Origin of the sequence: Marinobacter xestospongiae (assembly GCF_023156385.1) — a bacterium.
Taxonomy (GTDB): domain Bacteria; phylum Pseudomonadota; class Gammaproteobacteria; order Pseudomonadales; family Oleiphilaceae; genus Marinobacter; species Marinobacter xestospongiae.
Genome location: NZ_JAKZAK010000001.1, coordinates 182,028 through 195,022, shown reverse-complemented (window position 1 = coordinate 195,022; position 12,995 = coordinate 182,028). Strand labels below are relative to the sequence as shown.

Below are 12,995 nucleotides of genomic sequence, written 5' to 3'. Positions count from 1 at the left end.
ACGATTACCGCGTCCGATGTCTCAAGAGTAGACAGGTATCAACGGGTCAGCCACTTTTGGCCAGGCAACCTCAACCAGTCACTCAGACAGTATGGAAGATGCCGTTACTGACTCCGCAGTTGCTGGATACGGTCCAGATAGGCCATCTGATGCTCCAGGGGCAAGGCCGACAACATCGGCAACACCATGGCAATGCCCGGCTCCAGCCCTTCCCGGGTTGCCGCCAGGATGGCTTCCGCCACTTCCGGAGGCTGCCCCTCAGCAGCGGTTCTGGCAGCCGCCAGGGCCTGTTCCAGGCCAGCCAGGGTCTGCGCCACTGCCACGTCATTGCCAGCAGCATCGTCCGTACCTTCACCTTTGTCAGTGTCGACATCGACGCCCGGCGCGTCCCCCTCTTCAGTGGCAACCGCATCCTTGCAGTCAACCACACCGTCGCAGTTACCCGTATCCCCATCGTCGCCAGCATCTCGACCAGCAGGGGTCAGCCATTGCACCAGGGCCGTGACAGCATCTGCTGACAGCGCCGTTTCAACAGCGGGAGGCAAATCGCCCTGAACCCCCGGGTGCGGTGTCTCCGACGACAGCGCCAGATGCTCAGCCAGCGCCTCCAAAAGGCGCAGCAGAGTCAGTTGCCAGGACCCGGGACAGCCCCGGTTCAGGGCCGTCAGTACCGCATTGGCCAGTGCCCCGCCCTGACCGGACAACCAGCGTTCTCCATCGCGAGCCACCGCCAGGGCACTGGCACTCAGCAACATTTCTACCCCGTCATCGACCGGTTCACCCTGTATCAGGGCACGGACCAGTCCGGTCCCCCAGTCCTCGCAATCCAGTGGCGGCAGACGTTCGGCCAAGTGCTCCGGATCAGAGCTGGAAGCCTGCACCAGTTCCAGGGGAGCCAGCGGCGTACCAGCCGCGCCTGACAGGGCCAGCGCCAGTAGCCGGGCCAGACAAGTGGCGTCCGCTGTCGGGACCCGCAGCAGGTCGGCGAGTAACACCCAGTCCTCGGAGCCTGGGCCGTCACCAGCCCGGGCCAGTTGCAACAGCAGGGCCTGGTGGAAGCCCTCCGGGTAGTCATGGTGATAACCCAGTTGTCGGGCAGCGGCACAGGCCAATGCCGGGAGGCCGTCCTGCTGACCACGCCAGGCCCGGTAGAATGGCGACGGCTGGCTGCGGGAACCCAGCAGCGCCTGTGCCAGGTTGTCACTCATGGCGTGGCGCCCAAGAGCCGACGAGCCCTCGTCGCCCAGGGCCCTGGCCAGACGCTCGGCCAGTTCAGACCGGGTCTCAAGCACCGCCACCACCGAATCGTGATGCTCCAGCAGCAATCGCACCAGCCAGGAGGCAACCCTATCACCCTCTCCGGCCTCCAGGTGGTCAGTGGCCAGTAGCAGCAGGCACTCTGCCTGCGCCGGTGCCAGCCCTTCGGAGCCGGAACGACTGCCGGCCTGCAGTTGCCGTGTCGCCAGCGTGATCCGCCCGGCATTCGTCAGCGCATCACCGGTCAGTAACCGTTTGAGTAATCCGGCCGGAAAACAGCGGTCCTCCGCAAGGTCCAGTAACACCTCGGCCAACTCTGGATGCCATAGTTCCTCCGCCAGCAACGGCCACAGGGTGTCCGCCTCGCGCCAGTGCTGTCGCAGCAGGTTCGCCACCAGTGCCTGATCACGACACTGGCGAGCTTCACTCACCAGTTGCGCGACGACCTCGGCCCCGGCGCCAGGCGCTAGCAAGGCGGTCACCAGCTCCTGCCTTAGCGCGGGCTCCCGGGACTGGGCCAGCCGGGACAACAGCGCCTGGTTCAACGTGTCAGGCCAGTGCCGGGGCCGGATCACCAGTCGCCGACACCACAGCGCCACCAGCGCAGGGTCTGCGTCGGCCAGCACTGATGCCAGCCTTTCCAGGTCATGGTCCGCCAACCAGCAGCCTGCCGCCGCGGTGAGCGGGTCGTCATGTGCCGATGCCATCTGTGCAATCACTGGCGAGTGGCCCAGGGTCAAGGCAGCCATCAGCCGCAGCCGGCGATCATCACTGGCAAGAAATCCGTCGATATCGTCCAGCAACGCCGAAAGCGACGAATCAAAAGCCACCCCGCTGGCCCGACAGCGGGCAATCACCGCCGCCAAAGTGAGGCGCTGACGCGCAGACAGGGGGTGATAAAGCAACACCTCGCAGCTGCGAAGCAACGGTTCCGTGATCTCGGGAGGCCAGGGCAACGCAGGCTGGCCCCAGAGCACCAGCAATGGCTCGGCAAAGACATCCAGGGTTTCCAGGTCCATCGCCGTGGCATCACCCAGTTCGTGGAGGCACTGCCACAACCAGTCCTGTCCGAACTTGCGCACGAACGACGCCGACGCAACCTTGAACACGGCACGGCGGGCATAGTGGCTCAACAGCGGAATACGGGCATCGCGAACCATCAGCAGCAGGGTTTCATAGTCGCACTGAAGGTCCGGCTGGGGCGTCAGTTCCAACGCCTCTCGAGTGTCGTCGTCAAACGGCATCAGTGGCACCAGGGTATTGGCGAGCTCCACCTCGTGGCAGCCCAACAACCACTGGTCGATCCAGGCCATTGCCCGCAGCTGCCGCTCCAGCAATGCCTGATGCGGCAGGTAGCGACGCTGGTAATCCTCTTGCTGGGCCGGCGTCAGCGCCCGTACCCGATCCGCAAGACTGAGCCGGTCCACGCCCGCGGCCTTCAGCATCCGGGCCACACCAAAGTGCTCCCGGGATACGGTCCCGGCGCCACAATGGCGGCAGAAATTCGCGTCCGGGGTCCATTCACAGCACCAGGCACACCTTACTTCCGGGCGCACCACACCACCGCACGCCTGGCACAGCATGCCAGCCTGCCAGCCCGGACTCTGGGTTGTGCCACACTGGCCACAATCCACTCGCATTGCCTTTCCCTCCTATGCCGGCGCCATTATCCAGACGTCACTTGCGGTTCACGATGCCAGACCATGGTCAGTTCCGGCGCGCCGGTGTGGGCATCGGGAGCCTCACCGGTGACGCTGAATCCCTGGCGCCGGTAGAACGCCACAGCGTTCGCGTTGGCGCTGTAGACCGTTAGCTCCAGGGTTGGCCGCTGCTCCCGGGCCACCGCAAGCAACGACTGGCCGAAGCCCTGGCGCTGGAACTCCGGCGCCACAAACAGCGCCGCCAGGGTATCGCCATAAAGGCTGAGAAAGCCGCCGACGACGTTGTTGTCGTGACACCAGACCCAGGTTTCCGAGGCCGGCAGGTACTGCTCACGCATGGCCTCCACCTGGGCCTGCCAGAACGCCGGTTCAATGAAGTCATGGGCCTGGATGGATGCCGCCAGCCAGATATCCAGCACCGCCGTCATGTCTTGTTCGCGAAATGGTCGTATCATGTTCGATTCTTTACCGTGTTGTGGATCGAGGAGACCTGTTTGTCCCCACGCTGTTTTTCCCGATACCGTTTTTCCCGATACTGCTCTTTACCCAATGCAGGCTATGTTCTGTGCGCGACCCTCGGCCTGGGGGTGATGCAGCCGGCCCAGTCCGACGTCGTCAACCTGTCCTGGGACAACGATCTGCTGACCGGCAGCGACCGCGGCTACACCAACGGTCTACGGCTTTCCTACCTCACCGACCGGGCCGAGGCGCCAGAAGGCCAGCGCAGCACACTGGCCCGATCACTGCGAGATCGTCTCCAATGGCTGCCCGGCATCGGTGCAGCCGGCACACAGCATGCACTGGCGACCAGTCTTCGCCAGATGATGCTGACGCCAGAGAACATTGCCACCAGCGAGCCCCAGTACGATGACCTGCCCTACGCCGGTTTTCTGGGGCTGGAAACCACCCTGTGGAGCTGGAATCGGGAACGCATCACCGGCTACGGCATCGGTGCGGGGGTCGTGGGCCCGGACAGTGGCGCAGAGCAGGCCCAGAAGTGGGTACACAAGATCACCGGCAGTACCCAGCCCCGGGGCTGGGACAACCAGCTCGGCAGCAACCTGCTGGTGGGTGTTCACGCCTACCATGGACGCACCCTGTTCCGCAGCGGTGGCCAGGTCGAGAACGAAATGGCCTGGGTTGTGGGTACCGAGCTGTCCGGCTTCCGCACCAATGGCACCGCCGCGCTGATCTGGCGGATGGGCCGGCACTTGCCGGTAAACTTCATTCCCGATTACTCCGGTGCCTCCCCCAGCATCGGCCTGCCTGGCGCCCTGGATATGGCGGGCTCAGGCTGGTCCGCGTTTATCGGAATCGGTGTGGAGTATGTGCCTTATTCCTACCTGGACCACGAGGATGGCCCCTACGACCTGGAACAGGCCCCCTGGGTCGGGCAGGCCGGGGTCGGCGTCGACTGGCACAGCCCCGGCTTTCAGATTTCGCTGATCGTGCGGGCCAACACCGGCGAGGAGGACACCCACAAGGAGGCGTTCTCCTACGGCAGTGTGGCGGTCACCTGGCGGCTGTAGAGCACGTCCGTGGCCAGAGAGCCCGCGACTACTCGTCGGTGCTCTGGCGACGCTTCTTGTAGGACTCCGCCAGGGCCCGTACTTTGGGCAGGAAGTCCCGCATCAACTGCTGGGAGACCTGCATGCTCTCACCAACCACCTGGGGCATTTTGGCCACCACGGACTGTCCGGTCTCGCTGCTGTAAAACGCCAGCATGTCCTGAAGCTCCTGCTCGGTGTAGTGGCGCAGGTAGATGTCGACCATGGGCTCCTTCATCCGTTCCCAGGTCATTTCCTTGCGCTTGAGCGCCATGAAGTCAGACATGAACTCGTTGAACAGCGCCTGCTCCGAGGGCGGTATCCCCATCTGCTGGCCCAGTTGCGGTGCCATCTGATCCAGCTGCGCATCGATACCGTCCATCATCGCCTGCATGTCCATCAGATTCAGCAGTCTCTCCACGGTCTCCCGTTGACCATCGGTATCGGCAAAGGCGGCTCCGGACAGGCTGATCGACAGGGCGAGGGCGGTGGCGCGAAGGGTGTTCATAACCAGTCTCCTTGGTTGCTTTCCTGGGGGGCTCTGAGTTCACTCAGAATCAAAGGGCGACACTGTGCCCCGGCCCCCCTGAAAACGCAAGCGAGCGCCCGGCGAGCCTGACCGGACCGCTCTGCGGATGTCCCGACCGGTTACTCTGCTATGGCGTCCTGTCCCGGTGGCAGCACCGTCCATTCCGGGTCCTCGAACTCTACCAGCCGGTGAATCTCCACAAAAGACGCAACGCTGGCGAGGATCGCCGCCACGTCCGGGTCCTTTTTTGCCGACATGGCATCCCGGTCCGCCTTGCTGTCCCAGTAGGCGATGGCGATCAGCGCCTGGGGGTCACCGATCTTGCGATGCAGTTCCGTTCCCCGGGCACCCGGTGCCTGCTGGATGATGCGCGACGCCCGCACCCAGGCGTCGGCGTACTCTTCTGCGGTATGGCCTTCGGCCACGCGGATCTCGAACAGGTACTTCATCTCACGCTCCGTTCAGCTGCGATCCCACACCGGTACACCCAACCGCTGGCCAAGTAAAGTGACATCCTTTACCACCGAGGCACGACTGCCGTGGTCGATCACATTGATCCGGCGCCCTCCCGCCAGAACCAGATTGAGTTCGAAGCTGTAATAGGAAGCGCCATCGCTGTGAACCCGTTCCTCCAGTAACTGCAGTGCCCGAATCTCCGCCAGGGCAACCACATCTTTCTGTTTGTTCAACGCCTCGGGCCCGGTCACCCTGCCTTTCCCCCGCCAGTAATAGCCCTGCGTGAGATCAAACACCCGTCGCTGGCCAGCCAGCCACCACATCACCACGCCGGCCAGAACGAACAGCAGCGGGAACAACACCGGCAACCACTGGTCGATGCGCGGCCCGGCCGCCAACTGCTCACTCACAAACAGCCCGGACAGGACCAGACCGGCCACAATAAACACCAGACAGAACCGCCGCAGTCCGCCACTGGCCCGGAACTCCAGCCGATCCGGCGCAACGTCGTGCAGACAATGGGTACGGAAGTTGGCGCCACCTCGCTGCAGCGGTTTCCAGTCAATCGCCGACGCCGACAGGTTCTGGCGGTTTACCGGTTTCAATACCTGCCCAAGCGTTGGCTCTCGGGTCAGGTGCGCGGCCACATCGGTGAGGGCAACATCGGCGGGGGAAGCCTTGGGGGGAACGGTATCCGTCATCATACATCCTGTACGGTGGAACGTTATCGGAGAACTGCCGGCAAAAGACCGCTCACAGACCCGCTGGCGGCAAAGAGATAGTCATCATGCTGGCCTCCAAGGCTTCCTGGTATTGCTTGATCTCTTCCCGGGTGGAGTTGAAATTGAACACCAGCATCTGGTCGCCATAGCTGGTCGCCAGCAGGCTGTTGTGGATATCGGTATCGATAGCATTGGAGGTGAACTCCAGATGCACCCATTGGCGACCATCAATATCCAGCGTCCGGCGCTGCTGCCAGACGATGCCGGGTACCACCCTGCTGAACAGCTGGCTGAACACCCCAATCAGCTGGTCCGCGGAGGCCTGGGAAATGTCATGGGGTTTCAGGTCATAGGCAATGGTGGTACCACCGGTCCGGTTGCCTACGGCCCAGCGCGGAGCCCGGCGACTGGGCCACTTCGCCGCCATCACCTCCGACGACAGCACCTTGAATTCATCCGGCGCCTGGAAGGTGATGCCGGTATCGCCCACCACAAGCTCGCGGGCAGAAAGGGAGCTGGCCACAAACACCAGGCCAAGCAGCGTCAACGAATGTACAACACGTCTCATTCTCAACCTCAGAAACCATCTCAATCTATATTTTTCTGGATCGGCTGTTTTAGCAGAACCGCGAGCCAATGGCCGGGCAAGGTCGACAGTTCGATAAATCCATGCCGGATTTTTCCGTTTATCGACAGGCACCAAAGACCCATGGCAATCACTCGGACCATTTGATGAGATAGGGGTTTTCAGCAATCGGCGATCCCTCCCAATGAACAACAACAAACTGACCATCGCGCCCGCCTGGCTGTTCCAGAGCGAGCAGAGCGACCTGCTTGAACCAACCCTGTTTCGTTTGCTGGCAGGCATTCGTGACACCGGAAAACTCACCGATGCGGCACGGCGGACCGGGATTTCCTATCGTCACGGCTGGAACCTGCTGAACCGGGCTGGGGAGGTGTTCGGACTATCCCTGGTGAACATGCGTAAGGGCCGCGGCACAACCCTCTCCGAGCTGGGTGAAACGCTGCTTTGGGCCGAGCACCGGGTCAAGGCCCGGCTTGGTCCCCAGCTGGACAGCATGGCCGCCGAACTCAATGGCCAGATCCAGCACCTGCGGGCCAATGCCGAAACGGTGTTGCGACTGCACGCCAGCCACGGCTACGCCGTTGCCCTGCTGACGGAGTTCAACGATCAGTTGTCGGTGAACCTGCAGTACCGGAACCCGGAAGAAGCGCTGTCAGCCCTTAACCGGGGTGACTGCGACGTAGCCAGCCTGCATTTCCCCACCGATCCGGCGTTGGCACAGGACACCCTGGCCCACTATCACCACCTGCTGGCCGGACGGCCACTGCGGCTGATCCGGTTTGTCACCCGAAGCGAAGGTCTGATGATGCGGCCGGACACCACCCCACCGGTGCGCCATCTCACCGACCTGGTCAAGCGGCAACTGCGTTTCATTGGCCGAGATCACCACTCCGGCACCCGGGTGCTGTTCAATCGATTGCTGCAGCATCAGGGACTGGCCGAAGCCGACCTGAACCTGTCACCACAACAGGAGTTTACCCACACCGCCGTAGCGGCCTTCGTGGCCGCCGGTATGGCGGATGTGGGATTCGGAGTGGAGGCCGCTGCAGCCCAGTTTGGTCTGCGGTATCGGCAACTGGCCCGGGAGCACTATCTGCTGGTGTGCCACCAGGACCGACTGGAGCAACCGGGACTGACTCGGCTGCGGGCATTGATGGCATCAGAGGCCGTGGTTGCCCGTATTGGCCAGGTTCCCGGTTACCAGCCAGACCGCCCCGGCGAGGTCACCACGTTCGAGGCGCTGTTAGGTGAAAGCCCGTCTGGCTGATGCCGCGCACCGACGGGCTGACCCACTTGTCAGAACAGCGCAGCGGCCTTGGCCAGGGCGATGTAGAGCCCGATCAGGAAGGGGATACCCACCGCCAGCCAGGCCATCACCCCGGTCGCACCGAAGCGCCCCCGGGCCGCATCTGCAGCGTTGGCAGCGACACCGCTGTCCTTCTGCAGAGCGCGCTCCCGGGCGAGATCCTCATCGCTCATGTGCAGTGAGTGGTCTACCGGTTTCACCAGACTGTTACAGATCAGCCCCAGTAACAGCAGGCCGGCCATGATGTAGAGGGTGCGGTCATAGACCAATGCGGGTTCGACCCCGGCCTCCAGCTGGCCTTCGCGGATCATCGCAATGATGACCGGGCCCACCAGACCGGCAGCAGTCCAGGCGGTCAGCAACCGACCGTGGATGGCGCCAACCATCTGGGTGCCGAAGATGTCCGCCAGATAGGCCGGCACGGTAGCAAAGCCGCCGCCATACATACTGAGGATGACGCAGATCGAAATCACGAACAGCCCCGCCATACCCAGGTGACCCCAGGTCGGCAGCAGACAGTACATGGCAATGCCCAGTACAAAGAAGGTGTAGTAGGTGTTCTTGCGGCCAATCTTGTCAGACAGCGACGCCCAGAACAGCCGACCAACACTGTTGAACAGGCTGATCAGCCCCACCAGGCCGGCCGCAGCCGCCACCACTGCCGCTTGCTGCGCTGCGGTGAGGCCACCGGAGGTGTCATCCAGACCCACCAGGGCCCCGCCGAACACATCCTGCAGCATCGGGCTGGCCATGGAGATCACCGCGATGCCCGCCGTGACGTTGAGGAACAGCACTCCCCAGATCAGCCAGAACTGACGGGTACGCCACGCCACACTGAGATGGACATGGCCGTGAGTAATCATGCCATTGGCGTTGCTGCTGGCCGGGGCCTGCCAGCCCTCCGGTTTCCAGCCATTGGGTGGTACCCGGAAACTGAGCGCACCGGCGCCCATGGCAAGAAAATAGACCACCCCCATCACGATCAGGGTGCTGGCAACGCCGGTGCCGCCGTCCTGGCCAAAATAGTCCATAAGCCATACCGCCAGCGGCGCGCCTACCATGGCGCCGCCGCCGTAGCCCATGATGGCAAAGCCGGTGGCCATGCCACGACGATCCGGGAACCATTTGATCAGCGTCGATACCGGGGTGATGTAACCCAGGCCCTGACCAATGCCCCCCAGCACACCGCAACCGAGGTACAACAGCCACAGCTGATGGGTCATGACGCCGACCCCGCCCAGCACCAGACCACCACCCCAGCACAGCGCCGCGATGGCCCCGGCCTTGCGGGGGCCGGCATGTTCCAGCCAGGCGCCCCAGAGCGCGGCGGATATCCCCAGCATGCCGATGAAGATACCGAAGGTGTAGGTCACCTGGGACACGGTCCAGTTGCAGGTGGTGGTCGTCAGTGCCTGGAAGAAGCCGATGTCAGCGCAGGCGGCGGTATCTGCCCCTGCGATCAAATTCGACATTGGCAGCCAGAATACCGAAAAGCCGTATGCCATCCCGATACAGAGGTGAATCGCCAGCGCCGAGGTTGGCGCCAGCCAGCGATTGAAGCCCGGTCCGGCGATGGTGTTTTCACGGTCGAAAAAACCCGGTTTCGGCTCGGCTTCGTCACCGTCGTAGACACGATCTCCTGCTACCCCATCCATAAGCGAACTCCGTTCTTGTTATCTGTGTTGTACGTTCTGATGTTGGCGCCCAAGTTATGAATGAAGGTGCATAACCACAAACGCCCAATAGCGACATTGATTTGAGTCAACGACGGTATCGGTCACAACTAGCCGAAGGTATTATGAACATTCATTCATAGATTAAAAGAGAATGATGACAGCGTGGCCCGGGCACCGGTAAACCCCGTCGGGCAGGAATCAGCGGTGCGGATCAATGTGCGTGTGGGGGCCGGCAGCGGTACTTTTGGCCCAGTACCAAAGAATGATCGCCGGTAAGACGCAGGAAAACGGCAGGAAAGTGGCCCCGGTCTGAACACCGAGGCCGCGGAATCAATCCACCGACAGGTCGGCGTTGATGATGTAGAGGCGATTGCCATCCACAGTATTGGCATCAAGCATTTTCTGCTCCAGCACGCCGCCGCTGGACCAGGTGGCGAAATCGTCGTCGTTCAGCACCCCGAGGCGCTGGTTATCGATCAGCCACAGGCCTTCCATCTTGTCGTGGGGATAGTTCACCTCAGCCACCATATCCACCACCAGGGACTTGCTCACCGGCACAATACCGGCGGCGGTCAGCGCCCCCCAGCCCTGTTCCAGCACCACTTCCTCCAGGGTTTTGCCTGCCAGGGTCAGCCCCAGCGCCGGATTCTGAGCTAGGTCACCGTTGAGGGCGATGGTTTCCAGGTTGGTACCGCTGGACAGGTCAATCCGGTACACCTGCTTCTGGGCATCCGGCTTGGCAGCGCCCGCGCCATTGGGGCCTCCGTAGAGGAAGCTGCCGTCACGCTCCAGCACCAGAAACTCGGTATCGCTGAGGGCGAGGATTTCTGAGTTGGAGTTCTGGGTTTTCTGCTGGCGGTAAAGGTACTGGCCAATGGCGCCGGTCTCCAGATTCACGGTGACGAGACGGGTGATGTCCAGATCCTTCACCGCACTGCCCGGGTTGTACATAGTCGACTGCATGATCCCCACCAGGGTGGTCTCATCCGGCGTTACCGCCAGACCTTCCATACCCCGGTTGGCGCGGCGGTTGGCAAACTCCGCCGGCAGGTTCAGGCTGACCCGGCTGTCATCGGCGAACGGGTTGATACGACCGATCTCCCGGCCCTCGGCATCAAAATGCACCATGTGCGGGCCGTACTCGTCACTGACCCAGAAGGTGCCATCGGAGAGAGCCACCAGGCCTTCCCCATCCAGGCCATAGTCATCCAGCCGCAGGGGGTTGGTGGTTTCATCATAAGGCTGACTGTCATCCACCAGCACCGGCTCGCCACTGGCGTGGTAAGGGGTCTCGCCGGTACCGCCCAGCGCGGAGGTGTTGGGCAGCCCGGTGATGTGGCTGCCATCCGGGCGTTTCAGCAGGATGCTGTTCAGGTGCGTGATCACACCATCTGCCTGGACCTCAAACAGGCCGATGCGCGGGGTGTAGTCCGGCGTGGGGAACACCTTGCCCTTGCCGTGATCGCCGGTAAACGAGGCGTTGGGGCCGCGGTCGGTCAGGGCATAGAAGCGGGTCGGACTTGAGGGATGGGCCGTCATCGCCGACCCGAAGCCGCCATTGCGAACCTCAAAACTCTGCTGGGTTTTGCCGTCGATCAGGTCATCCCGTAACACCTGGAAGGGCAACAGCGCCCCTTCAGCGGGAAAACTGTCGAAGACCGCCGCCGGGGTGGTGCCATCATCGTCGTCACTGCAACCCACCAGCAGTGTGGACGTCAGCAGGGAGGCCAGGAGCAGTGTAGTTCTGTTCATTGTTTGATTCCTTGTCACGTGAGGCAGGCCCCGAGCCGGCACCGGATGGAGTACCGCAGGTGAAGCCTGCGGCGGGCACAGGCCGGGGAGGCCGCAGACTATCGAACCAACATGACAATTCGTGGTCAGGGCTCTATCGCCACAATCGCCTATGGCGGATTGGTTGGCCAACCGCCACAATCGCCCGCCTCATATCGGAAACGGAATCGCTGCGTTTTCGGCGTTCCACCCATCGACTCCCAGGAGCCTTATGTCCACTGCCAACGCGATCCCGACCCATTCAAGGCTCAAACTGTTCCTGATCGAGTTTGCCCTGGCCATGGGCGGCTTCGGCATCGGCACCGGCGAGTTCGCCATCATGGGGCTGATGCCCAACGTCGCCCAGGATCTGGGCGTCACCGAACCCCAGGTGGGCCATTTGATCAGTGCCTACGCCCTGGGGGTTGTGGTGGGCGCTCCCATTCTCGCCATCCTTGGCGCCCGCCTGTTCCGGCGCCACCTGCTGATCCTGCTGATGGGTTTCTACGCCCTGGGCAACCTCGCCAGCGCCCTGGCCAGCGGGTACGACTCCCTGCTGTTGTTCCGGTTTATCGCTGGCCTCCCCCACGGCGCCTACTTTGGCGTGGCCGCTCTGGTGGCAGCATCGCTGGTGCCGGCCAGTCAGCGGGCCAAGGCGGTAAGCCGGGTGATGATGGGGCTGACCCTGGCCCTGTTGCTGGGCAACCCCCTGGCCACCGTGCTGGGCCAGTATCTGGACTGGCGATACGCCTTTGCCTTTGTCGGCGGGGTGTCGCTGCTGACCATGGCGCTGGTGATTGCGTTCCTGCCACTGGACCGCGACGAGGCTCGCCACAGCCCGCTGAGTGAGATCCGCGCCTTCAACAAACCGGCCATCTGGTTTGCCCTGGCCATTGGCGCCATCGGCTTTGCCGGCATGTTCACCGTGTTCAGTTACCTCGCCCCAACCCTGCTGGAAGTGACCCGGGTGGAACCGGTGTGGATTCCGGTGGCACTGGCGGTGTTTGGTCTCGGAGGCTTCGTTGGCAATCTGCTGGGCGGTTGGCTGTTTGACCGGCTGCAGTTCCGGGCGGTGGGCGCCATACTGATGTTCAGTGCGGCGATGCTGATGCTGTTTCCAGCGGCGTCTGAGTCACTGCCGCTGTTGTTGGTGGTGTGTTTCCTGGTGGCCCTGATGGTGGCGCTGGGGCCCTCACTGCAGACCCATCTGATGGACGTGGCCACCGGCGCCCAGACCCTGGCTGCAGCATCCCACCATGCCGCGTTCAACGTCGCCAACGCCCTGGGGCCCTGGCTGGGCGGGCTGGCGATCACCGCCGGGCTGGGCTGGCAAACCACCGGTTATGTCGGCGCGGCCACCTCGGTGGTGGGGCTGCTGATCTTCTTTGCCGCCTGGCGCCAACTGGGGGGAGCCAACCGCGAGGACGCCTGCCCGGACGCCGCGAACGGCTAGTATCTCGTGCGGTTAATTCGCTGACCTACTGA

Annotated in this window: 11 protein-coding genes; 3 read left to right on the top strand and 8 right to left on the bottom strand. The window is 62.9% G+C overall.

Going from position 1 to position 12,995, the window contains the following annotated elements:
* Positions 1–104: 104 nt before the first annotated feature.
* Both MLD24_RS00920 and MLD24_RS00915 read right to left on the bottom strand, forming a co-directional pair.
* Positions 105–2,897: a hypothetical protein gene (locus MLD24_RS00920; RefSeq protein ID WP_248163236.1), complete on the bottom strand. Its 2,793-nt coding sequence runs from the start codon at positions 2,895–2,897 to the stop codon at positions 105–107.
* 26 nt (positions 2,898–2,923) lie between these two features.
* Positions 2,924–3,373, bottom strand: coding sequence for an N-acetyltransferase (locus MLD24_RS00915; RefSeq protein WP_248163235.1), 450 nt, complete (start codon positions 3,371–3,373; stop codon positions 2,924–2,926).
* A 39-nt stretch (positions 3,374–3,412) separates the two neighbouring features.
* On the opposite strand from MLD24_RS00915, the gene MLD24_RS00910 reads away from it, so the two are divergent.
* Complete coding sequence (locus tag MLD24_RS00910; protein ID WP_248163234.1) at positions 3,413–4,447, top strand: lipid A deacylase LpxR family protein; 1,035 nt, start codon at positions 3,413–3,415, stop codon at positions 4,445–4,447.
* A gap of 28 nt (positions 4,448–4,475) precedes the next feature.
* On the opposite strand, the gene MLD24_RS00905 is transcribed toward MLD24_RS00910, so the two are convergent.
* The 4 genes from MLD24_RS00905 to MLD24_RS00890 form a co-directional block, all read right to left on the bottom strand.
* Positions 4,476–4,973 carry a DUF2059 domain-containing protein gene (locus MLD24_RS00905; RefSeq protein WP_248163233.1) on the bottom strand — a complete coding sequence of 166 codons (498 nt, stop codon included), beginning with the start codon at positions 4,971–4,973 and terminating at the stop codon, positions 4,476–4,478.
* 140 nt (positions 4,974–5,113) lie between these two features.
* Entirely contained in the window at positions 5,114–5,443 is a 330-nt protein-coding gene (locus tag MLD24_RS00900; protein ID WP_248163232.1) for an antibiotic biosynthesis monooxygenase family protein, read from the bottom strand.
* Between the two features lie 12 nt (positions 5,444–5,455).
* Positions 5,456–6,151, bottom strand: a complete 696-nt coding sequence (locus tag MLD24_RS00895; RefSeq protein WP_248163231.1) for a hypothetical protein — start codon at positions 6,149–6,151, stop codon at positions 5,456–5,458.
* A gap of 52 nt (positions 6,152–6,203) precedes the next feature.
* Positions 6,204–6,740 (bottom strand): hypothetical protein, encoded by a 537-nt coding sequence (locus tag MLD24_RS00890; RefSeq protein ID WP_248163230.1) that lies wholly within the window; start codon positions 6,738–6,740, stop codon positions 6,204–6,206.
* A 202-nt stretch (positions 6,741–6,942) separates the two neighbouring features.
* Between MLD24_RS00890 and MLD24_RS00885 the strand changes: the two genes are divergently transcribed.
* Positions 6,943–8,025, top strand: coding sequence for a substrate-binding domain-containing protein (locus tag MLD24_RS00885; RefSeq protein ID WP_248163229.1), 1,083 nt, complete (start codon positions 6,943–6,945; stop codon positions 8,023–8,025).
* Positions 8,026–8,054: 29 nt separating this feature from the next.
* Here MLD24_RS00885 and MLD24_RS00880 read toward each other — a convergent pair whose 3' ends face one another.
* Entirely contained in the window at positions 8,055–9,719 is a 1,665-nt protein-coding gene (locus MLD24_RS00880; protein ID WP_248163228.1) for an OFA family MFS transporter, read from the bottom strand.
* A 351-nt stretch (positions 9,720–10,070) separates the two neighbouring features.
* Complete coding sequence (locus tag MLD24_RS00875; RefSeq protein WP_248163227.1) at positions 10,071–11,492, bottom strand: esterase-like activity of phytase family protein; 1,422 nt, start codon at positions 11,490–11,492, stop codon at positions 10,071–10,073.
* Positions 11,493–11,742: 250 nt separating this feature from the next.
* Here MLD24_RS00875 and MLD24_RS00870 point away from each other — a divergent pair, with 250 nt between their 5' ends.
* On the top strand, positions 11,743–12,963 hold the full coding sequence (locus MLD24_RS00870; protein ID WP_248163226.1) for an MFS transporter: 1,221 nt from the start codon (positions 11,743–11,745) through the stop codon (positions 12,961–12,963).
* Positions 12,964–12,995 lie beyond the last annotated feature (32 nt).